21 protein-coding genes are annotated in these 21,597 nt (G+C 67.3%); 17 read left to right on the forward strand and 4 right to left on the reverse strand.

Annotated features, from left to right (window positions below):
* Nucleotides 1-16 precede the first annotated feature (16 nt).
* The 4 genes from aat to HMP09_RS18575 all read right to left on the reverse strand — a co-directional run bounded on the left by aat (nt 17) and on the right by HMP09_RS18575 (nt 2,221).
* Entirely contained in the window at nt 17-748 is a 732-nt protein-coding gene (gene aat, locus HMP09_RS17545; RefSeq protein WP_176501399.1) for a leucyl/phenylalanyl-tRNA--protein transferase, read from the reverse strand.
* Nucleotides 745-1,467, reverse strand: coding sequence for a ParA family protein (locus HMP09_RS17550; protein WP_176501400.1), 723 nt, complete (start codon nt 1,465-1,467; stop codon nt 745-747). The genes aat and HMP09_RS17550 overlap by 4 nt, the downstream gene beginning before the upstream one ends.
* A 124-nt stretch (nt 1,468-1,591) precedes the next feature.
* Complete coding sequence (locus HMP09_RS17555) at nt 1,592-1,960, reverse strand: hypothetical protein (protein ID WP_443026429.1); 369 nt, start codon at nt 1,958-1,960, stop codon at nt 1,592-1,594.
* A 138-nt stretch (nt 1,961-2,098) separates the two neighbouring features.
* A complete protein-coding gene (locus HMP09_RS18575) occupies nt 2,099-2,221 on the reverse strand; it encodes a hypothetical protein (RefSeq protein ID WP_269473574.1) in 123 nt (40 codons plus the stop codon).
* 215 nt (nt 2,222-2,436) lie between these two features.
* On the opposite strand from HMP09_RS18575, the gene HMP09_RS17560 reads away from it, so the two are divergent.
* The 17 genes from HMP09_RS17560 (at nt 2,437) to ftsA (ending at nt 21,495) form a co-directional block, all read left to right on the forward strand.
* Nucleotides 2,437-3,405, forward strand: coding sequence for a cysteine synthase A (locus HMP09_RS17560; protein ID WP_176501402.1), 969 nt, complete (start codon nt 2,437-2,439; stop codon nt 3,403-3,405).
* A 77-nt stretch (nt 3,406-3,482) separates the two neighbouring features.
* Nucleotides 3,483-3,752 carry a hypothetical protein gene (locus HMP09_RS17565; protein ID WP_232090458.1) on the forward strand — a complete coding sequence of 90 codons (270 nt, stop codon included), beginning with the start codon at nt 3,483-3,485 and terminating at the stop codon, nt 3,750-3,752.
* Nucleotides 3,753-4,208: 456 nt separating this feature from the next.
* A complete protein-coding gene (locus HMP09_RS17570; protein WP_176501869.1) occupies nt 4,209-4,709 on the forward strand; it encodes a division/cell wall cluster transcriptional repressor MraZ in 501 nt (166 codons plus the stop codon).
* Nucleotides 4,706-5,656, forward strand: coding sequence for a 16S rRNA (cytosine(1402)-N(4))-methyltransferase RsmH (rsmH, locus tag HMP09_RS17575; protein WP_176501403.1), 951 nt, complete (start codon nt 4,706-4,708; stop codon nt 5,654-5,656). The genes HMP09_RS17570 and rsmH overlap by 4 nt, the downstream gene beginning before the upstream one ends.
* Nucleotides 5,653-6,357, forward strand: coding sequence for a hypothetical protein (locus HMP09_RS17580; RefSeq protein ID WP_176501404.1), 705 nt, complete (start codon nt 5,653-5,655; stop codon nt 6,355-6,357). Before rsmH ends, HMP09_RS17580 begins: the two co-directional genes overlap by 4 nt.
* The gene (locus tag HMP09_RS17585) at nt 6,354-8,072 is read left to right on the forward strand and encodes a peptidoglycan D,D-transpeptidase FtsI family protein (RefSeq protein WP_176501405.1); all 1,719 of its coding nucleotides are present in this window, start codon (nt 6,354-6,356) and stop codon (nt 8,070-8,072) included. The genes HMP09_RS17580 and HMP09_RS17585 overlap by 4 nt, the downstream gene beginning before the upstream one ends.
* A gap of 10 nt (nt 8,073-8,082) precedes the next feature.
* Nucleotides 8,083-9,498: a UDP-N-acetylmuramoyl-L-alanyl-D-glutamate--2,6-diaminopimelate ligase gene (locus HMP09_RS17590; RefSeq protein ID WP_176501406.1), complete on the forward strand. Its 1,416-nt coding sequence runs from the start codon at nt 8,083-8,085 to the stop codon at nt 9,496-9,498.
* 162 nt (nt 9,499-9,660) lie between these two features.
* On the forward strand, nt 9,661-11,040 hold the full coding sequence (locus HMP09_RS17595; protein WP_232090460.1) for a UDP-N-acetylmuramoyl-tripeptide--D-alanyl-D-alanine ligase: 1,380 nt from the start codon (nt 9,661-9,663) through the stop codon (nt 11,038-11,040).
* Nucleotides 11,041-12,111 carry a phospho-N-acetylmuramoyl-pentapeptide-transferase gene (gene mraY / locus HMP09_RS17600; RefSeq protein ID WP_176501408.1) on the forward strand — a complete coding sequence of 357 codons (1,071 nt, stop codon included), beginning with the start codon at nt 11,041-11,043 and terminating at the stop codon, nt 12,109-12,111. It begins immediately after the preceding gene.
* Entirely contained in the window at nt 12,108-13,484 is a 1,377-nt protein-coding gene (gene murD, locus HMP09_RS17605; protein WP_176501409.1) for a UDP-N-acetylmuramoyl-L-alanine--D-glutamate ligase, read from the forward strand. The genes mraY and murD overlap by 4 nt, the downstream gene beginning before the upstream one ends.
* 26 nt (nt 13,485-13,510) lie before the next feature.
* On the forward strand, nt 13,511-14,725 hold the full coding sequence (locus tag HMP09_RS17610; RefSeq protein WP_176501410.1) for an FtsW/RodA/SpoVE family cell cycle protein: 1,215 nt from the start codon (nt 13,511-13,513) through the stop codon (nt 14,723-14,725).
* Nucleotides 14,722-15,876, forward strand: a complete 1,155-nt coding sequence (gene murG / locus HMP09_RS17615; RefSeq protein ID WP_176501411.1) for an undecaprenyldiphospho-muramoylpentapeptide beta-N-acetylglucosaminyltransferase — start codon at nt 14,722-14,724, stop codon at nt 15,874-15,876. The genes HMP09_RS17610 and murG overlap by 4 nt, the downstream gene beginning before the upstream one ends.
* The gene (gene murC, locus HMP09_RS17620) at nt 15,873-17,303 is read left to right on the forward strand and encodes a UDP-N-acetylmuramate--L-alanine ligase (protein ID WP_176501412.1); all 1,431 of its coding nucleotides are present in this window, start codon (nt 15,873-15,875) and stop codon (nt 17,301-17,303) included. Before murG ends, murC begins: the two co-directional genes overlap by 4 nt.
* Nucleotides 17,304-17,371: 68 nt before the next feature.
* Complete coding sequence (gene murB / locus HMP09_RS17625; protein ID WP_176501870.1) at nt 17,372-18,334, forward strand: UDP-N-acetylmuramate dehydrogenase; 963 nt, start codon at nt 17,372-17,374, stop codon at nt 18,332-18,334.
* A complete protein-coding gene (locus HMP09_RS17630; protein WP_176501413.1) occupies nt 18,331-19,269 on the forward strand; it encodes a D-alanine--D-alanine ligase in 939 nt (312 codons plus the stop codon). Before murB ends, HMP09_RS17630 begins: the two co-directional genes overlap by 4 nt.
* Nucleotides 19,266-20,231, forward strand: coding sequence for a cell division protein FtsQ/DivIB (locus HMP09_RS17635; RefSeq protein WP_176501414.1), 966 nt, complete (start codon nt 19,266-19,268; stop codon nt 20,229-20,231). The genes HMP09_RS17630 and HMP09_RS17635 overlap by 4 nt, the downstream gene beginning before the upstream one ends.
* A gap of 1 nt (nt 20,232) precedes the next feature.
* A complete protein-coding gene (gene ftsA, locus HMP09_RS17640; RefSeq protein WP_151991386.1) occupies nt 20,233-21,495 on the forward strand; it encodes a cell division protein FtsA in 1,263 nt (420 codons plus the stop codon).
* Nucleotides 21,496-21,597: the final 102 nt, after the last annotated feature.

Below are 21,597 nucleotides of genomic sequence, written 5' to 3' on the forward strand. Positions count from 1 at the left end.
CGGTGCAGCATCCGATCTACGACGTCTGGACCAAGAGCTGCGCGATGACCTTTCCCGCGACCGGCCCCGATACCGCGCCACTCGCGGAGGCCTTGCCCGCCAAGCGATCGAGTGCGCGGAAGTCGCCGGCGGCCGACGATACGCCTGCGACAGAGGATGGCTTGAGCGCACCGCCGAGCGCCGCGCCCAGCAACGCGACGTAATCCGCGCGATCGATCTCGATCGCGCCGAGCGAGGCGAGGTGCGAGGTCTGGAACTGGCAATCGAGCAGCGTGAAACCACCCACCCTGAGCCGGGCGACGAGATGCGCGAGCGCCACCTTCGAGGCGTCGGTGGCGCGGCTGACCATGCTCTCGCCGAAGAATGCGCGGCCGAGCGACAGGCCGTAGAGCCCACCCACCAGCATGCCGTCGTCCCAGCATTCGACCGAATGCGCAAAGCCCATCGCGTGGAGCGTCTGGAAGACGCGTTCGATGCCGTCGTTGATCCATGTCTCCGGGCGGCCCTCGACGCTTTCGGCGCACAGCTGCACGACCCGTGCGAACGCGGTGTCGACGGTAACCTGGAAGCGATCGGCGGCGATTGTCTTCTTGAGGGATCGGGAAAGCTGGAAGCCGTCGAGCGGCAGCACGGCACGGCGACGCGGCTCGACCCAGTAGACGCTGGCGGCGTCGCGGCTGTCCGCCATCGGGAACACGCCGACCGAATAGGCGCCGAGCACCATTTGCGGGTCCAGGATGTCGCTCATGCCGTCAGCCGGTGTTCGATCCGCCGCCAGAGATCGGCGAACGCCTGTGCGGCGGCGGACTTGGGTGCGAACACGCCGACCGGCGCACGCTTTACCGCCATCGACTCGATCCCGCTCGCCATCGGGATGACCGGCCAGTCGGGATGGCGGGCCAGCGCCTCGGCATGAAGCGCGCGGCGCTTGTCGACCATGACGTGCACCGGGAGCAAGGCGGTGCGGCCGCCGAGATGCTGAACGACCGCGTCATAGGCGCGTGTCGAGAGCGGGGAGGGGATGACGGGAACGACGATAAGGTCGGCGGCGCGCATGACCTGATCCGCGGTTTCGGTCAGCCCCGGCGGGCAGTCGAGGATGACGCGGTCATAGCCGGCAAGCTCGCCCAGCAGCTTGGCGAGCCGCTTCTTCTTGTCGAGATCGTGAAACAGCTGGTCGAGCCCGCGCAGCGATGCGTCGGCGCCGACTAGATCGAGGTGGCGATAGGCGGTCGGCCGCGCCTGCTTGGCGACCGCGACGTCCTTTGAGAACATCGCCTGCGCCTGATCGACCTTGCCCCCGACCCCATGGGGCCCGCCGAGCACCCAGGTCGACGCAGCCTGCGGATCGAGGTCCCAGAGCAACGTGCGGCGCGCGGACAATGTCGCGGCGCACCACGCCAAGTTCACCGAAAGCGTCGTCTTCCCGACGCCACCTTTGAGGCTGTAGATCGCAACTGTTGCCATCAGCCTAGCCTGCCGGTCCGCAGCGGCGAGGGCAAGAGCATGCGGCGCAAAGAAAAACGGCCGGCGGAGGATCCGCCGGCCGTTTCAGGAACCATCGACGTCGATGGTTTACGCGCGGGATGATTTACGCGTGGCAGATCTGAGCCGACTTGCCCGGCGCGGTCAGCGTGACGCTCGATTCGTCACCGGTCATTGACCAGCCGCCCTCGGCAGTCTTGGGCGATCCTGCGACGTCCGACTTGAGCGTCGTCGAGGGGCCGTCCTTCTTGGTGCGGACCACGGCCTGCTTGTCGCCCTGGAAGAACGTCACATACAGCAGGCTGTTGTCCTTGCAGCGCAGCGTCTTCTCGGACTTGATAGCAGGCGGCAACTCGACCGGCGCGGCGTTGGCGAGCGTGTTCGCCATCGGATCGGGGTTGCTATCCAACACCTCGGGCGAAGCGGGCTTGGAGTTGCAGGCAGCCAGCACGAGCAGCGCGGCGACGGCGGTCATGGGGAGGATTTTCATAGCGGTATCTCGCTTCGCGCATGCAGCATGGAGCGTCAAGGCTTATGGTTTGCGGTACCATCGCATCGCGACGAACGGCGCCCCGGGAAAGACGGACGCGAGCCGCGTTCGCGCATGCACGCTTTAGTCGTGCAGCGGGCGACCTTGGTTCGTCACCTCGTCCCCGGCACCAATCCGTTCTTCGACCATCGCCAGCGGCGTCGCGATATGCGCCGCGATCAGCGTGTCGCCGATTGACTCCATCAAATCTGACGCCTCCGACAACAAGGCCAACGCATGCCGATACCGTTCCATCACCCTGCTCCACCAATTTCGGCTTCCTTAACATGGGTCATCTATCGGCTGGAATGAACCCTGGATGAAAACCGTGTCATGCGGCTAGCGGAGACCGTTTACCGGCGTTTAAGCGTGCAAAGTTTCGCTCGCTTGCCCTGCGCAAGGCGCCACGCCACATAGCGGGCATGCACACGACACCTGATACGCTCGCCTTGATCGGCAATACGCCTCTCGTTCGCCTGAAGGGGCCGAGCGATGCGACCGGTTGCGATATCTTCGGCAAATGCGAATACGCCAACCCCGGCGCGTCGGTGAAGGATCGCGCAGCGCTCTTCATCGTCGAGGACGCTGAGCAGCGCGGATTGCTCCAGCCCGGCGGTACGATCGTCGAGGGTACGGCGGGCAATACCGGGATCGGGCTCGCGCTGGTCGCCAATGCGAAGGGGTACAAGACGATCATCGTCATGCCCGAGACGCAGAGTCGCGAGAAGATGGACACGCTGCGCGCACTGGGGGCCGAGCTGGTACTGGTGCCGGCCGCTGCGTTCTCCTCGCCGTGCCATTTCGTCCATACCTCGCGGCGTATCGCCGAAGAGACGCCGGGTGCGATCTGGGCGAACCAGTTCGACAACACCGCCAATCGCCGAGCGCATATCGTCGGGACCGCCGAAGAGATCTGGGCGCAGATGGACGGGCGCATCGACGGCTTCACCTGCGCGGCGGGGACCGGCGGGACGATCGCCGGCGTCGGGCTTGGGTTGAAGGCGAAGGACGAGAGCGTCTGCATCGCACTCAGCGATCCGCACGGCGCCGCGTTGTATAACTATTACGCGCATGGTGAGTTGAAGGCGGAGGGGTCGTCGGCCGCCGAGGGTATCGGGCAAGGGCGTATCACGGCCAACCTGGAGGGCGCGCCGATCGACACGCAGTTCCGGATCTCGGACCAAGAAGGCTATGCCTGGGTCCGTCGCCTGCTCGATGAAGAGGGGCTTTGCCTTGGGCTCTCGTCGGGAATCAACGTCGCGGGTGCGGTTGCGCTGGCAAAGCATCTCGGGCCCGGCAAGCGGATCGCGACGATCCTGTGCGACACCGGCTTCCGCTATCTCTCCACGCTGTACGATCCCGAATGGCGTCAGGCGAAGGGTCTGCCTTGACTGGCCCGGTCCTCAAGAATGGCTTGGATCCCGAGAATCGACAGATGGGCGGTAGTCGGGTATCGAGGCGGGGCAAGATGAAGTCCTCCCACGACCCTTCCCAGACGATGCAGCGCATCAAGGTCGGCATGATCGGCCTCGCCGCGGTCGTGCTGCTGATCGGTCTCGCAAGCGCGATCATCGGTTCGACGAATCGCGAGCGGCCGGTCGCGACGGCGGGTACCGCGCAGGCGGACGTGGTGGCGAATATGGGCGTCTCGAACGTTACCGAAACGGCGGGTGCAGGCGAGCCGCTCGCAGAGATGGGCGTGGCGCCGAGCGCCAATGCGCAGGCGCCCGCGCAATAGGCTGCGACATTGCGCGCTGAACACGCGCGCGCTTCCGTCATTATACACCACCCCGGCGAAGGCCGGGGCCCGGTTGGGAGGGTCGCAATTACAGCGTGCGCCCTACGTTATCGGTTGTACCCCGGCCAAAAATGTTCCCCGCTGAGTGACGGTTTCAGGCCGCATGCCCTGGATCTGGAAGGCTTGACGTTCGTCCAGATCCCCGAATGTCCCCACCCCCGATTGCCCGGCGCAGCCCATCACATCCACTTCGCACGCAAATTCCCCAGGACTGAGCGTCGAAACCGGTATCGAATCCGTCCAATCCCCAAAAATCCCGTTGCGTCCCCGAAGCGCTATGGTAGATGGAGGTTAATACAGGGGCACGTTCACCGTTTGCTGACAGCGCGGTCGGAACGCGACGAGGGTCGTGTTTCGAAACGGTGAAGCGTGTGCGCCATTTCGAAGGGTTTTGGCGTGTCGGTACGAGGTCGTTATCAAGGAGACGGTATCGGCCTTGTCGACGACAAGGGCCGGGTAGCCATCCCCTCGGCGCTCCGCACGACGCTCTCCGCAAATGCGCCCAAGGCGAACGGCAAGGACGGCGGGACCATCATCATCGGCGCGCATCAGAAGAATCGCTGCCTGGTCGCGTATGATCCGGGCTATGTCGACATTCTTGCCGAGCGCCTCGACCGCCGCGAATCCGAGAACACGTCCGAGACCGGCGAATACGACTATAACATCAAGCGCGCCGCCGCGTCGGGCGAAGCGGTCCCCTTCGACGGCTCCGGTCGCTTCATCATGCCGGCATTCCCGCGCTTCTATGCAGGCATCAAGGGCCATGCGTTCTTCTATGGCGTGCTCGACTATATCGAGATCTGGGACCCCGCGACGCTGATCGCCACCGACGGCATGCCCCCCGTCGTCAAGGAAATGGCGCGCTTCTACATGGCCGAGAAGGGGATCCAGCTGTGAGCCGTCCTGACGCTCCACACATCCCCGTCCTGCTCGACGAGGTTCTGGCCGCGCTGGCGCCCGAGCCCGGCGAGACGATGGTCGACGGCACGTTCGGCGCCGGCGGCTATACGCTGGCGCTGCTCAAGTCGGGCGCTCGCGTGATCGCGTTCGATCGCGACCCCGATGCGATCACCGCCGGCCGGACGATCGAGGACGCCGAAGACGGGCTGACGCTGATTTCTGCGGACTTCTCGGCGATGGCCTCCGAGCTCGAGACGCGCGGGCTGGCGCCGGTCGACGGCGTGACGCTCGACATCGGCGTGTCGTCCATGCAGCTCGACCAGGCGGAGCGCGGCTTCTCGTTCCAGTCGGACGGGCCGCTCGACATGCGGATGGCGCAGGCCGGTATGTCGGCGGCGGACTTCGTCAACGAGGCGGACGAGAACGAGATCGCCGACGTGCTGTATCAATATGGCGACGAGCCCAAGTCGCGGCGCGTGGCGCGGGCGATCGTCGCGGCGCGCCCGCTGACGCGGACCGGCGAACTGGCGCACATCGTCCGCCGCGCGCTGGGCTACAAGGCGCACGACAAGAAGGACCCGGCGACGCGCGCGTTCCAGGCGATCCGCATCCATGTGAACCGTGAGCTGGGCGAGCTGGCGGACGGGTTGCTGGCGGCGGAGCGCGTGCTGAAACCCGGCGGTCGGCTCGCGATCGTGACCTTCCACAGCCTGGAGGACCGGATGGTGAAGCGCTTCCTTCGTACCCGGTCCGGCGGGGCGCCTTCAGGCTCCCGTCATCTTCCGCAGGTGAAAGCCCCGGTAGACCCTAGTTTTTCTCATGTCGGCCGCGGTGTGCGCGCCGGCGAGGCCGAGATCGCACGCAACCCGCGCGCGCGCTCGGCGACATTACGGACGGCGCGGCGGACCTCCGCGCAACCCTGGACGGAAGAGGTGACGACATGACGGCGGCGTATCGGATGAAGGGTGTGGGCTGGTTCGGGGGCTGCGTGGCCGTCGTGCTCGGTTTCTACCTCGTGTCGCTGCAGGTCGCCGCCGAGCGCAAGAAGCTGGAGGCGGTCAACGGTCAGATCCGCTCCGCCCAGCGCGACATCCGCGCGCTGGAGACCGAGTTCGACACGCGCGGCAACCTCGCGCAGCTCGAGCGCTGGAACGGCGACACGCTGGCGCTGTCGGCACCGACCGCCGGGCAGTTCGTCGTGAGCGAGGCTGCGCTTGCGGCGCTCGACGTCAACAGCCTAAGCGCGGACGGGGTCCAGACCGCCGCGCTGTTGGTGCCGTCGGGGGCAGGGTCCGTCGTGTCCACGTCGATCGTGCCGGTGACCGCCGCTCCGGCGGTCGTGAAGCTTGCTCCCGTTACCGTTGCGCCGGTGCAGATGGCACAGGTTACCGCGCCGCGTGCGATGAACGTGGCGATCCAGGCCGCATCGAAGACCGCGCTCAAGCCGGTCGTGATCCGCGCCTCGGTGTCGACGCCGCGGTCCGCCGAAGCCGCACTCGTCCGGGCCGCCAAGACCGATCGCCTCGCAGCGGTCGCCAAGGTCCGTCCGCAGGCGGTCGCGATGCTCGACCGGAAACTCCTGTCCGATACGACGCTGGGTGACATCATGAGCGGGGCCCGCTCCGAGAGCCGCAAGCGGCGGTGACCGCATTGGTCGCCCGGCCTGTCTCGCAGCAACGTAGCGCCAACCAGCGTCATGCACTGGTGGCGACCGCGCACACGCGCCTGATGATGCTGATGTTCCTGTTCGGCGCGGCGGTGCTGGTGGTGATCGGGCGGCTGGGGATGCTGGCGGTGCAGGCGTCGCTCGCCGATCCGCAGGCGCGCGCGGCGACGATCGCGGCGCGCGGCGACATCGTCGATCGCAACGGCGCGCCGCTGGCGCGCACGATCGATGCGTGGACGATCGCGGTCCACCCCAAGAAGCTGATCGGCGACCCGACCGAGGTGGCCAGCAAGCTGGCCGCGCTGATGCCCGAGGCGGGCGACCAGGCGCATTATTATGCGCTGCTGACGTCGGGCAAGAGCTTCATCTATCTCCAGCGGCGCGCCTCGCCCGCGCTCGTCGAGCAGGTCAATGCGATCGGCGAACCCGCGATCGTGTTCGACCGCGACACGCAGCGCCTGTATCCGCAATCGACGATGGCGGCGCATGCGCTGGGCTTCCTGTCGACCGCGGGGCACGGGATGAGCGGGATGGAACGCGTGCTCGACGAGCGGCTGACCAACCCGGCGCTCAACGGTACGCCGGTCGCGCTGTCGCTCGACAACCGCGTCCAGGCGGCGATGGAGAGCGAACTCGGCCGGGCGATGACGACGTTTTCCGCGCGCGGTGCGGGCGGCATCGTCCTCGACGTGGCGACGGGCGAGGTGATCGCGATGGTCTCGCTGCCGACCTTCAACCCCAACCGGGTCGGCATGTCGGGCAGCGAACAGCTCCGCAACATCACGACGCAGAGCGTGTTCGAGCTTGGCTCGACGTTCAAGCCGATCACGATGGCGACCGCGATGGATACCGGCGTCGTCACGTCGTTCGCGCGGCGGTTCGATGCGACGCACCCGCTGCAGGTCGGCCGCTTCACGATCCATGACGAGCGCGGCGATCCCAAGCGCTGGCTCAACATGGCCGAGACGCTGATCTATTCGTCGAACATCGCCACCGCGCGCGTCGCCGACGAGGTCGGGCCGGCGCGGATGCAGACGATGTTCAAGAAGCTGGGCTTCGACACCAAGCCCGATATCGAACTGCGCGAGAAGGGCCGCCCGTTGTGGCCCAAATACTGGGCACGCACGACGACGATGACGACCGCCTATGGCCACGGCATCGCGGTGACCCCGCTGCATCTGGCCAGCGCCTATGCCGCGCTGGTCAATGGCGGGATCTGGCGGCCGGCGACGTTGCTGAAGGTCGCACCGGGTCATGCGCCCGTTGGTCGCCGCGTGATCAGCGAGCAGACGAGCGCGCGGATGCGGCAGATGCTGCGGCTGATCGTGCAGCGCGGCACCGGGCGCAAGGGCGATGCGCCGGGCTACCGCGTCGGCGGCAAGACCGGCACGGCCGAGGCGGCGGTGTCCGGTGGCTACGATCACTCGCGTAACGTGGCGACGTTTGCGGCCGCGTTCCCGATGGATGCGCCGCGTTATGTGGTCCTGGCGATGCTCGATTCGCCGCTGGGCACGAAGGAAACCGCCGGGTGGAAGACGGCTGCGTGGAACACCGCGCCGGTCGTGGGCCGCACGATCTCGCGCGTCGGCGCGATCCTGGGCGTGGTGCCCGATGCGCACCGCGACATCGACGTGTCTGACATCGTGCCGACTTTGTGGCAGGACCCGACCCGCACACAGCCGACCGGGCAATGAGGACTATTGCATGAAACTCGCAGCGCTGACCGACGGGACGGAAGAAGCGCAGGTGACGGGGTTCGCGATCGATCACCGCAAGGTCGCGCCGGGCACGGTATTCGGCGCGTTCGAAGGCGCGCGCGTCAACGGAGAGGACTATATCGCCGACGCGATCCGCTCGGGCGCGATTGCGGTCGTCGCGCGGCCGGGCCTGACGGTCGAGGGGGCCACCTACATCGCCGACGACAATCCCCGCGAGCGGTTCGCGCAACTGGCGGCCAAGTTCTTCGCGCCGTTTCCCGAGACGTCGGTCGCGATCACGGGCACGAACGGGAAGACGTCCTGCGTCGAGATGACTCGGCAGCTGTGGCGGATGGCGGGCTTTCATGCGGCGTCGATCGGCACGCTGGGGGTCACGACCGCCGACGAGCGGGTGACGACCGGCCTGACGACGCCCGACGTGGTGACGTTCCTGTCCAACGTTGCTGGGCTCGCGCGTGAAGGTGTCACGCACCTGGCCTTCGAGGCGTCGAGCCACGGGCTGACGCAATACCGCACCGAGGGACTGAAGGTCGCCGCCGCCGCGTTCACGAACCTCAGCCGCGATCATCTCGACTATCATGGCGACATGGCGGCATATTTCACCGCCAAGATCCGGTTGTTCTCCGAAGTGCTCTCGGCCGATGGCGCGGCAGTGGTCTGGGCGGACGATCCCCAGTCGGCGCGCGTGATCGACCTGGCCCGCGAGCGCGGCAACCGGCTCGTGACGGTCGGCACGCAGGGCGTGACGCTGCGGCTGGTGGGACGCGATCCGACGCTGTTGGGGCAGCGGCTCACGATCGAGGCTGACGGCCGGACCTACACCGTGACGCTGCCGTTGATCGGGGCGTATCAGGCGGCGAACGCGCTGGTCTCGGCCGGACTGGTGATCGCGACCGGCAGCGATGTGGCGGCGACGATCGCCAACCTCGCGCGTCTGCAACCGGTGCGCGGACGGCTCGAACGCGCGGTGATCGCGAAGTCGGGCGCACCGGTGTACGTCGACTACGCGCATACCCCCGATGCGCTGGAGGCTGCGATCGCGGCGCTGAAGCCGCATGCAGGCGGCAAGTTGATCGTCGTGTTCGGGGCCGGCGGCGACCGCGACACTGGCAAGCGCGAGACGATGGGCCAGGTCGCGGTGCAGCATGCCGACCGCGTGATCGTCACCGACGACAACCCCCGGACCGAGGACGCCCGCGCGATCCGCTGCGACGTGCTCAAGGGCGCGCGCGGTGCCGAGGAGATCGGCGACCGGCGCGCCGCGATCGGTGCCGCGGTGCGCGAGGCGGGACCTGAGGACATCGTGCTGATCGCAGGCAAGGGTCATGAGCAGGGCCAGATCGTCGGCGACATGGTGCTGCCGTTCGACGACGTGACCGTCGCGCGGGAGTGTGCGGCGTGAGGGGGGCTTTCTCTTCATTGCCGTTCCGTTCGTGGGATGAGACAGCAATTCTGCTCCCCTCCCATTTATGGGAGGGGTCGGGGAGGGCGCGACGTACGTACTGGCGTCCGGCGTGTTTGGTCAGCCTCTCCCCCGACCCATCCCGCAAGCGGGAGGGGCGCAGTGAACCTTTGGAATTCGACCGAGATCGCGGCCGCCACTGGCGGCGTGGCGTCGGGGGACTTCTCCGTCACGGGAGTCGCGTTCGATTCGCGCGAGGTTGGCCCGGGCGATCTGTTCGTGGCGATGAAAGGCGAGGCCAGCGACGGCCATCTTTTCCTCGACCAGGCCTTCGCACAAGGCGCGGCAGGCGCGATAGTCTCCGAGCCATGCGACCACCCGCACGTGCTGGTCGCAGACAGCTTCGTCGCCCTCAACGCGCTCGGCGCCGCGAGCCGCGCGCGCTCGTCCGCCACGATCATCGGCGTCACCGGCTCCGTCGGCAAGACCAGCGCGAAGGAGGCGCTGTTCGCTTGCCTCGACCGCGCCGCGCCCGGCGAGGTGCACCGCTCGGTCAAGAGCTACAACAACCACACCGGCGTACCGCTGAGCCTCGCCCGCATGCCCCGCGAAGCGACGTTCGGCGTGTTCGAGATGGGGATGAACCATGCCGGCGAACTCGCCGACCTGACGCAACTCGTCCGCCCGCATATCGCGATGATCACCGCGATCGCGCCCGCGCATACCGCGTTCTTCCCCGACGAGAGCGCGATCGCGGATGCGAAGGGCGAGATCTTCGCAGGGCTCGAACCGGGCGGCACCGCGATCGTCCCCTATGACAGCCCGCACCGCGACCGGCTGCTCGGGCACTCCGCACCGCATGCCGCGCATATCGTGACGTTCGGCAGCGACAAGGGCGCCGACGTCCGCGCGATCGAGGCGATGCGGCTGCCGACCGGCGGGACGTTCGTTACCGCGCGGATGGGGCAGGGGGCCGAGCACGAACTGAGCTTCACGATCGCACAGCCCGGCGCGCACTGGGTGTCGAACGCGCTCGGCGTCCTGACCTGCGTGCAGGCGGCCGGGGGCGATCTCGGACTCGCCGGACTGGCACTCGCCGAACTCGGTGGCTTGCAGGGGCGCGGCGCGCGATCGATGGTCGAGGTCGGCGACGGGCAGGCGCTGGTGATCGACGAGAGCTATAACGCCAACCCCGCCTCGATGCGCGCGACGCTCAGCGTCCTTGGCCACGAGCCGGGGCGCCACATCGCGGTGCTCGGCGAGATGCGGGAGCTTGGCGACGCGTCGGACGAGTATCACGCCGGACTTGCCGAACCGATCCTCGCGGCGCGCGTCGAAATGGCGCTGCTGGTCGGTGAAGCGATGGCGCCGCTCGTGCAGGTGCTTGAGGGACAAGTCGAAACCGTCCATGTGGGCGACGCTGCGGCCGCGCTCGCGTCGTTACGGACGATCCTGGCGCCGGGCGATGTCGTGCTCGTCAAGGGATCGAACGGGGTGGGCCTCGCTCGCGTAGTGGCTGGCCTAAAAGGCGGGATTAACTGAATGTTGTACTGGCTCGCCGAGCATCTGGGGTTTCCCGGTCTGCTGAATCTCATCCGGTACCAGACGGTGCGGACCGGTGGTGCGGTCGCGACCGCGCTGATCATCGGCCTGATCATCGGACCCAAGTTCATCGGCTGGTTGCGCGTTCGGCAGGGCAAGGGCCAGCCGATCCGCGCCGATGGCCCGCAGACTCATCTCGCCAAGCGCGGCACGCCGACGATGGGCGGGCTGATGATCCTGACCTCGATGTGCGTCGCGATCTTCCTGTGGATGGATCTGAGCAATCCCTATGTCTGGGCGTGTCTGTTCGTGACGCTCGGCTTCGGGACGATCGGGTTCCTCGACGATTACGACAAGGTGCGGAAGGCGAGCACCGCGGGGATCAGCGGGCGTACGCGGCTGCTGCTGGAATTCGCGATTGCCGGCATCGCGGCCACGATCATCATGTCGCAGAACGGGCCGCATCTGTATCTGCCGTTCACGTCGCGCATGTACCTTGATCTGGGCTGGTTCTTCCCCGTGTTCGCCGCGTTCACGATCGTGTCGTTCGGCAATGCGGTGAACCTGACCGACGGGCTCGATGGGCTGGCGACGATGCCGGTGATCATCGCCAGCGTGGCGTTCATGCTGATCGTGTACCTGGTAGGGAACGTGAAGTTCGCCGATTATCTGGGCATCCCGCACGTCCCGCGAGCGGGCGAACTGGCGATCTTCTGCGGGGCGATCGTCGGGGCGGGGCTCGCGTTCCTGTGGTTCAATGCGCCGCCGGCGGCGGTGTTCATGGGCGATACCGGGAGCCTCGCTCTTGGCGGTGCGCTCGGGACGATCGCGGTCGTCGCGCATCACGAGATCGTGCTGGGGATCATCGGCGGGCTGTTCGTGATCGAGGCGCTGTCGGTGATCATCCAGGTGTTCTTCTACAAGCGCACCGGCAAGCGCGTGTTTCGGATGGCGCCGATCCACCATCATTTCGAACAGCTCGGCTGGGCCGAGGCGACCGTCGTGATCCGCTTCTGGATCATCGCGCTGGTGCTGGCGCTGGTCGGCCTTTCGACGTTGAAGCTGCGGTGATCATCGCCAATGCCTGGCGCGGGAAACGCTTTGCGGTGCTGGGGCTTGCGCGGTCGGGTAGCGCGACGGTGCGTGCGATGGTGGCTGGCGGGGCGAGCGTTGTTGCTTGGGATTCGGATGAGGCGAAGCGTGAGGTTTTTGCTCCCTCTCCCCTGCGGGGAGAGGGTTGGGGTGAGGGGCCGCCCAGCAGCGCTGCGCCCCTGGCGGCCCCTCACCCAACCCTCTCCCCGGAGGGGAGAGGGTTCGTGGATGTTGCGCCGCTGGAGGATCTTTCAGGGTTCGACGCTTTGGTCGTGTCGCCGGGGGTTCCGCTGAATACGCATCCGCTCGCCGCCGTTGCGCGCGGGGCTGGCACGGCCACCATCGGCGATATCGAGTTGTTCGCTCAAGCGCGCGGCGACCTGCCGCAGCACAAGGTCGTCGGCATTACCGGCACCAATGGCAAGTCCACCACCACCGCGCTTGTCCACCACATCCTCAAGACCGCCGGCACTCCCACGCTGATGGGCGGCAATATCGGCCTGCCGATCCTCGAGCAGGAGCCGCTCCCCGAAGGCGGCGTATACGTGCTCGAACTGTCGAGCTACCAGATCGACCTGACGCAGACGCTCGACTGCGACGTCGCGGTGCTGCTTAATATCACGCCCGATCATCTCGACCGGTATGACGGCTTCGACGGCTATGCGGCGTCCAAGGCGCGGCTGTTCGCGATGCAGTCGGCCGAGCACGACGCGATCATCGGGATCGGAGATGCGCCGTCCGCCGCGATCGCGCGCGGGCTGTCCGCGAAGGGCGAGCATCTTACCAAGATCGCGCCCGGCGTGTGCATGTTCCAGGGCGACTGGCCCGCGCTCCAGGGTCCGCACAACGCGCAGAACGCGCTTGCCGCGATCGCCGTCGCCAAAGCGCTCGGCGTCAGCGAAACCGATATCGATCGCGCGCTCGCAAGCTTTACTGGCCTGCCGCACCGGATGCAGCAGATCGCATCATATGGCGGCGTCGCCTATTTCGACGACAGCAAAGCGACCAATCCCGAGAGCACCGCGCCCGCACTCGCCGCGTTCGATCGGGTTCACTGGATCGTCGGCGGTCGCGCAAAGGGCGACGACCTCGATGCCTGCAAGCCCGCATTCGGTCACGTCGTCCGCGCCTACACGATCGGCGAGGCCGGGCCGCGGTTCGCCGAGATATTGAAAGACTCGATGCCGGTCGAGAACGTCGGCACGCTTTCCGAGGCCGTCGCGCGCGCGGCGCTTCAGGCCAAACCCGGAGACACCGTGCTCTTGTCGCCGGCCTGTGCTAGCTTCGACCAGTTCAGCGACTATGAGGCCCGCGGCGCTGCGTTTCGGGCCGCGGTCGAGTTGCTGGCATGACCGATATGCGCGCTGGGGCCCTGGATATGTCCGAACCCAAGACCGGTATGGTCGCGAAGATGAAGCGGCGGGGCGGCCGCGGCGATCAGTCGCCGCTCGGCACGTGGTTCTGGGATATCGACCGGATGCTGCTGCTCCTGACGCTGTTCCTGATCGCGATCGGGCTGATCGCGGTGGCGGCGGCGTCGCCGGCGAGTGCGGTCCGCTATTCGGGCGAGCATCACAAGATCGCGCCGCTGTATTATTTCTGGCGGCAGCTGATGTGGGTCAGCGTGTCGCTGCCCGTGCTTTTCGGCGTATCGATGATGCCCGTCTCGATGGCGCGACGAATGGCGATCGGCGGGTGCGCGCTGTTCGTGCTGATGCTCATGGTGACGCCGTTCATCGGGGTCGAGGCGAACGGCGCACGGCGCTGGCTGGGTTTCGGCTTCGCGCAGTTCCAGCCCTCGGAATTCCTCAAGCCGCTGTTCATCGTCACGGTTGCGTGGCTGCTGTCGCTCCGTGCGAAGGATGCCGAACTGCCGACCGTGCTGATCACCGGCGCGATGACTGCGGGCGTCGCGGTGCTGCTGATGCTGCAACCCGATTTCGGCCAGACGATCATCTTCTGCACGGTGTGGATGACGCTCCTGATGATCGCGGGCACGCCGGCCAAGGTGCTGTTCGGGCTCATGGCGATGGCGCCGGCCGGGCTGGTTGCGGCCTATATATTCTACGGCGTGGCGCGGTCGCGGATCGACGCGTTCCTGTTTCCGGGCGTCGAGGGCGAGGGCGCGGGCGATCATTTCCAGACCAACGCCGCGCACAATACGCTGACCGCCGGCGGCTGGACCGGCACTGGACCCGGTGCCGGCGCGGCGAAGTTCGGGCTGCCCGAGGCGCATACCGATTACATCTTCTCCGTGATCGGCGAGGAATTCGGGCTGATCGCCTGTTCGGTGATCGCGGTGATCTTCCTCGCGATCGTCGTGCGCGTGTTCGTCAAGCTGCTGGACGAGCAGGACGAATTCAAGCTGCTGGCGTCTGCCGGGCTGGCCACGCAGTTCGGCGCGCAGGCGCTGGTGAGCATGGCGGTGAACACCGGGCTCGCGCCGTCGAAGGGGATGACGTTGCCGTTCATCAGCTATGGCGGATCGTCGATGATCGCGCTTTCGGTCGGCATGGGGTTGCTGCTGGCGTTTACCCGGCGCAATCCGTTCCTCACGCGGAGCCCCTATGTCGTCCGCTGGAGTGGTGAATGAACGTTAATAAGCCTCGGCATTATGTCCTCGCAGCCGGTGGGACCGGGGGACACATGGTCCCGGCGGCGGCGCTGGCGGCCGAACTGACCAAGCGTGGCCACCGGGTGGCGCTGGTCAGCGACGCGCGCGGCGTCCGCTTTCCCGGGCTGTTCGACGAGATCCAGACGCATGTCCTCCCCGCGGGGCGCTTCAGTGGTGGGCCGCTCGGCTGGGCGAAGGCGACGCGCGAGATGTGGCGCGGGCGGGCGATGGCGCGCGAGCTGTACGCGACGTTCAAGCCGGCGGCGGTGATCGGCTTTGGCGGCTATCCGGCGCTGCCCGCGCTGCTGGCGGCGTTTGCGGACAAGATCCCGACTGCGGTGCACGAGCAGAACGCGGTGCTGGGGCGCGTCAATCGCTTCGTCGCGGGGCGCGTCGATGCGATCGCGACCTCGTCCGAGCCGACCGAGCGGCTGGCGACCAAGCTGCTGGGCAAGACGCATCTGGTCGGCAATCCGGTGCGCGAGGCGGTGCTGGCTCTGCGCACGAAACCCTATCCGCTGCTCGAGGAAGACGGCATCTTCCGCGTTCTCGTGACCGGCGGCAGCCAGGGGGCGAGCATCCTGTCGCAGGTGGTGCCCGATGGCCTGGCGATGCTGCCCGTGACGTTTCGGCGGCGGCTGCAGGTGACGCATCAGGCGCGGATCGAGGATATCGATGCGGTGCGCGCGAAATATGCCGAGCATCATATCCCGGCCGAGCTGGCGACGTATCTGCCCGATATGCCCGAACAGCTCGCCTGGGCGCATCTCGTTATCGCGCGCGCGGGCGCGTCGACGATTTCGGAGCTGACCGCGGCGGGGCGTCCGGCGATCCTGGTGCCGCTGCCGAGTGCGACCGACGATCACCAGACCGTGAACGCGCGCGAGATGACTCGGGCAGGCGGCGCGCGGACGATCGCGCAGGGAGATTTTACCGCAGTGGAACTGGCCAAGCAGATGCAGAAACTCGGGCTTGACCCGGCCGCGTTGCAGAACGCGGCGGGACGTGCGCGCAGTTGCGGGCGGCCGAATGCCGCGAGCGATCTTGCCGATCTGGTCGAGAGCCTCGACGCGCCGGTGTCGCGGATCCCGGTCGGTGCGCCGTCCAAGCCGAAGGCGCAGTTCGCATGAAGGGTGTCGCAACGGATATCGGCACGATCCATTTCGTCGGGATCGGCGGGATCGGCATGTCGGGCATCGCCGAGGTGATGAAGAATCTCGGCTACCGCGTGCAGGGGTCGGACGTCGCCGAGGGCTATGTCGTGCAGGGGTTGCGCGACAAGGGGATCCCGGTGGCGATCGGCCATGCCGCGGCGAATATCGGCGATGCCGCGGTGGTGGTCGTCTCGACCGCGATCGTGCGCTCGAACCCGGAGGTCGAGGCGGCGCTCAACGCGCGCGTGCCCGTGGTGCGTCGCGCGGAAATGCTCGCCGAGCTGATGCGGTTGAAGTCGACGGTTGCGGTCGCTGGTACGCATGGCAAGACCACGACGACGTCGATGGTGGCGGCGTTGCTCGATGCCGGTGGCGTCGACCCGACGGTGATCAATGGCGGGATCATCAACTCCTATGGCTCGAACGCGCGGCTGGGCGCGAGCGACTGGATGGTGGTCGAGGCGGACGAGAGCGATGGCAGCTTCCTGCGATTGGACGGGACGATCGCGGTCGTCACCAACATCGATCCCGAGCATCTCGATCATTACGGATCGTTCGACGCGGTGAAGGATGCGTTCGTCGAGTTCGTGGAGAACGTGCCCTTCTACGGCGCGGCGTTGCTGTGCCTCGATCATCCCGAGGTGCAGGGGATCCTGCCGCGCGTGCGCGACCGGCGGATCGTGACCTATGGCTTCTCGGCGCAGGCGGACGTGCGCGGTGTCGAGGTGACGCCGATTCCGGGCGGCAACCGCTTCGACTGCGTGGTGCGGACGCGCGACGGCGCGACGCGGACGATCGCGGGAATCGAGATGCCGATGCCCGGGCGGCACAACGTCCAGAACGCGCTGGCCGCGATCGGCGTCGCGCTGGAGCTGGGTATCGAGGATGCGACGATCCAGCAGGGCTTTGCCAAGTTCGGCGGCGTGAAGCGGCGGTTCACCAAGGTGGGCGAGGTTCCGATCGAGGGTGGCGGCGTGGCGATCATCGACGATTACGGCCATCACCCGGTCGAGATCCGCGCGGTGCTGGCCGCTGCGCGCGAGGGCGCGAAGGGGCGCGTGATCGCGGTCGTGCAGCCGCATCGTTATTCGCGGCTAGGCAATCTGATGGAGGATTTCCAGACCGCGTTCAACGACGCCGACCGGGTGCTGGTGACGCCGGTCTATGCAGCGGGCGAAGCGCCGGTCGAGGGCGTCGATGCGGCGGCCTTGGTCGAGGGGCTGAAGCGGCGCGGACACCGGTTCGCGGGTGTGGTCGCAGATGCGGACGCGCTGGCGGTCGAACTGGCGGCGACGATCGAGGCGGACGACATGATCGTTTGCCTCGGGGCTGGCGACATTACCAAGTGGGCGGCCGGGCTGTCGGACGCGATCGCGGTCGAGCGTGCGAAGGTGCCGGCGTGAGTTCTGCATCTCCTTGTGTCCCCGCGAAGGCGGGGACCCAGACTGGGCTCCCGCCTTCGCGGGAGAACATTCGGGGAAAGGTCGAGGCTGGTGGTTCGCTGGCGGACTTCACCTGGTTTCGGACCGGCGGGCCTGCCGAGTGGCTGGTGCGGCCTGCGGACGTCGAGGATCTGGCCGGGTTGTTGAAGACACTCGATCCTGCGACGCCGGTTCTGCCGGTCGGGGTGGGCTCAAACCTGATCGTGCGCGACGGTGGCGTGCCTGGGGTCGTCGTGCGGCTGCCCAAGGCGATGGCGAAGGTGTCGGTGCAGGACGGTCGCGTTCGTGCCGGGGCGGGGGCGATGGGGATTACGGTCGCCAGCGCGGCGCGCGATGCGGGGATTGCCGGGCTGGAGTTCCTGCGCGGGATTCCCGGAACCGTGGGCGGCGCGGTGCGGATGAACGCGGGGGCCTATGGACGGGACGTCGGCGATATTCTGGTCGAGGCGACCGTCGTGACGCGCGAGGGTTCGGTCGAGACGTGGCCGGCGGCGCGGTTCGGCTATGTGTATCGGCATTCGGACCTGCCCGCGGGCGCGGTGGTGGTCGAGGCGGTGTTCGCGGGCACGCCCGGCGAGCCGGCGGTCATCGGTGCCGAGATGGACCGTATCGCGGCCGAGCGCGAGGCTTCGCAGCCTCTGCGATCGCGGACCGGTGGATCGACCTTCAAGAATCCCGAGGGACACAAGGCCTGGGCGCTGATCGACGCCGCCGGATGCCGAGGCCTCACGCGCGGCGACGCGCAGGTCTCCGAGAAGCATTGCAATTTCCTGCTGAACCTCGGGTCCGCGTCGAGCGCGGAGATCGAGGCGCTGGGTGAAGAGGTACGGACCAAGGTGAAGGCGCATTCTGGGGTGACGTTGGAATGGGAAATCCAGCGGGTGGGGGTGGTCCGTCATCCTGACGAAAGTCAGGATCCAGAGCAAAATGGGGTGCGCGCAGTAACTCTGGATCCTGACTTTCGTCAGGATGACGAAAGGGTGGCGAAGTGAGCGGTCCTCTTCACATCGCAGTCCTCATGGGCGGCTGGTCGGCGGAGCGTGAGGTTTCGCTGATGTCGGGCAATGGGTGTGCCGATGCGCTGGAGTCGCTCGGGCACCGGGTTACGCGGATCGACATGGGGCGTGACGTCGCCGCCCGGTTGGCGGAGGCCAAGCCCGATCTCGTGTTCAACGCGCTGCACGGGACGCCCGGCGAGGATGGTTCGGTGCAGGGGCTGCTCGACCTGATGGGCCTGCGCTACACGCATTCGGGGCTTGCGACCTCGGTGATCGCGATCGACAAGGTGCTGACCAAGCTGCTGCTGGTGCCCGCAGGCATCCCGATGCCGGGCGGGCGGATCGTCAAGTCGGCGGACCTGTTCGAGGGCGATCCGATGGCGCGGCCTTATGTGCTGAAGCCGGTCAACGAAGGCTCGTCGGTCGGCGTCGCGATCGTCACCGATAGCAGCAACTACGGCAACCCGATCGCGCGCGACAGCGTCGGGCCGTGGACCGATTTCGAGGAGCTGCTCGCCGAGCCCTATATTCGCGGGCGCGAGCTGACGACCGCGGTGCTGGGCAACCGGGCGCTGGGAGTCACCGAGTTGAAGCCCAAGACGGGCTGGTACGACTATGAGTCGAAATATACCGACGGGATGACCGAGCATGTCTGCCCCGCGGAGATCCCCGACGAGATCGGCGAGGCGTGCAAGAGCCTCGCGCTCGAGGCGCACCGGCTGCTCGGCTGCAAGGGCGCGTCGCGGTCGGATTTCCGCTGGGATGACGAGCGCGGAGTCGACGGGCTGTTCCTGCTCGAGGTGAACACGCAGCCGGGAATGACTCCGCTCAGCTTGGTGCCCGAACAGGCGCGGCATATCGGCATGAGCTATGCCGACCTGGTGCAGGCGATCGTCGACGAGGCGATCGCGGACAATCCTTCGCCATGAGCCGGACGATCAAGCGCGGTCCGCCCCCCAAGCGGCCCGCCCCGCGGCGGAAAGTCGCGGTCAAGAAGGTGTCGGCGATGGACCGGTTGGTCGGGATGCTCCCGGTCAGCGAGGACACGCTGCGCAAGATCGCCACCTGGTCGATCCTGGGCGCGGGCGGCGCGGTGGCGATCGCGGCGGCGACGTGGATCGGCATCCCCGGCATGATCGGCGCGGCGCTAGCCGAAGGTGCCGGGCGCGCGGGCTTCAAGGTCGAGCAGATCGAGGTCACCGGCCTGAAACGGATGGACCGGATGTCGGTCTATGCGGTCGCGCTGGAGGACAAGCAGAACCAGACGTCGATGCTGTCGGTCGACCTGGAGGCAGTGCGGCAGAAACTGCTGCGCTATGGCTGGATCGCGGACGCGCATGTCTCGCGGCGGCTGCCGAACACGATGCTGGTCGATATCGTCGAACGGACGCCCGCCGCGGTGTGGCAGGACAATGGCCAGCTGACGCTGATCGATTCGTCGGGCGTGCTGCTCGAACCGGTCCAGCCCGAGGCGATCCCGAACCTGCCACTGGTGATCGGGCCGGGTGCGGATCGGCAGGAGGCGTCGTACCAGACTCTGCTCGCCGCCGCGCCGGCGTTGAAGCCGCGCGTGAAGGCGGCGACGTGGGTCGGCAATCGGCGCTGGGATTTGACGTTCGAGAGTGGCGAGACGTTGGCGCTGCCCGAAGACGGCGCGCCGCGGGCGCTGGTGAAGTTCGCCGAGCTGGACGGGGCGCGGCCGTTGCTGGGGCGCGGCTGGATCCGGTTCGACATGCGCGATCCGACCAAGCTGGTCGCGCGCAAGCCGGGGGCGAGTCTCGCGCACAGCGTCGACGTACCCGCGCCGGTGACAAGCGAAACGAATTCGAGCGACATACAGACGACTCCGTCGCAAACGGCGGGCGCGAACGTAACGGGCGGGGAGGGATGACATGGCGAAGGTGGCACCGGAAGGGCTGATCACGGCGCTCGATATCGGGTCGTCGAAGGTTTCGGCGATGATTGCGCAAAAGGGCGACGGGGGCGAGCTGATCGTGCTCGGCACCGGTCAGCGCGAGAGCCGCGGCGTCAAGCGCGGCTATATCGCCGACATGGCGACGACCGAGGCGGCGGTGCGCGAGGCGGTCGAACAGGCCGAGCGGATCGCCGGGATCAATATCGAGAATGTCTGGGTCGGGTTCTCGGCCGGCGGGCTCGTGTCCGACGTCGCCGAGGTCGAGTTCGAGCTGGGCGGCCACCGCGTCGAACAGCAGGATATCGATGCGTTGCTCGCCGCGGGGCGCAATTCGATCGACCCGCAGGGCCGCATGGTGCTGCACGCGCAACCCGCGCTCTATACGCTCGACGGGCTGACGGGGGTGAAGACTCCGCTCGGGTTGCATGCCGACCGGCTCGGGGTGCATATCCATGTCGTCGCCGCGGATGGCTCGCCGGTGCGCAATCTTGATCTGTGCGTGCGCTCGGCGCATCTCGAGGTGAAGTCGATCATCGCGTCGCCGGTCGCGACCGGGCTCGCGTGCCTGAGCGACGAAGAGCGCGAGCTGGGCGTCGCGCTGGTCGAGATGGGCGCGGGGATCACCAACGTGTCGCTGTTCGCGGGCGGCATGCTGGTCGGGCTGACCTCGATCCCGATCGGCGCTCAGGACATCACCGACGACATCGCCAGCGCATTCGGGACGCGTCGGCAGAATGCCGAGCGGATGAAGTGCTTCCACGGATCGGCTAATGCTTCCCCTCGCGACAATCACGACATGATCCCGGTCATGCCGATCTCGGCCGAGGACGGCGCGGGCGAGGGTGCGCAGATCACCAAGGCGCAGCTGATCGGCGTAATCCGCCAGCGGCTCGAGCATCAGATGGGCGAGGTGCGGAGTGCGCTCACCAAGCTGAAGTTCGAGGGGCCGGTCGGGCGGCAGGTCGTGCTGACCGGCGGCGGCGCCGAGCTGAAGGGGGTCGCCGATTATGCGCAGCAGGCGCTGGGACGCTCGGTGCGGATCGGTCGACCGCGCGGGTTGACCGCCCTGCCAGAGGCGCATGGCGGACCGGCGTTTGCGACGCTAGCGGGGTTGGCCTTCTATGCGGCGACCAACCCGATCGACCTTCGCGGGCTCGCGCCGCAGCGGACGACGGTGCACCGACCAAAGGGCATGGGCATGGTCCGCAAGTTGATTCAGGCGGCGCGCGCGAATTATTAAGAGTTTCGAGGGTGCTGGCGTTATTTCGGCTGGAACCGGCCGTGACGTTGGTGCACACAGATTTATCAGGGGCCCGGCCGTAGCGTATCTACCGGGTTGTGC

Source organism: Sphingomonas sp. HMP9 (assembly GCF_013374115.1).
Taxonomy (GTDB): Bacteria; Pseudomonadota; Alphaproteobacteria; order Sphingomonadales; family Sphingomonadaceae; genus Sphingomonas.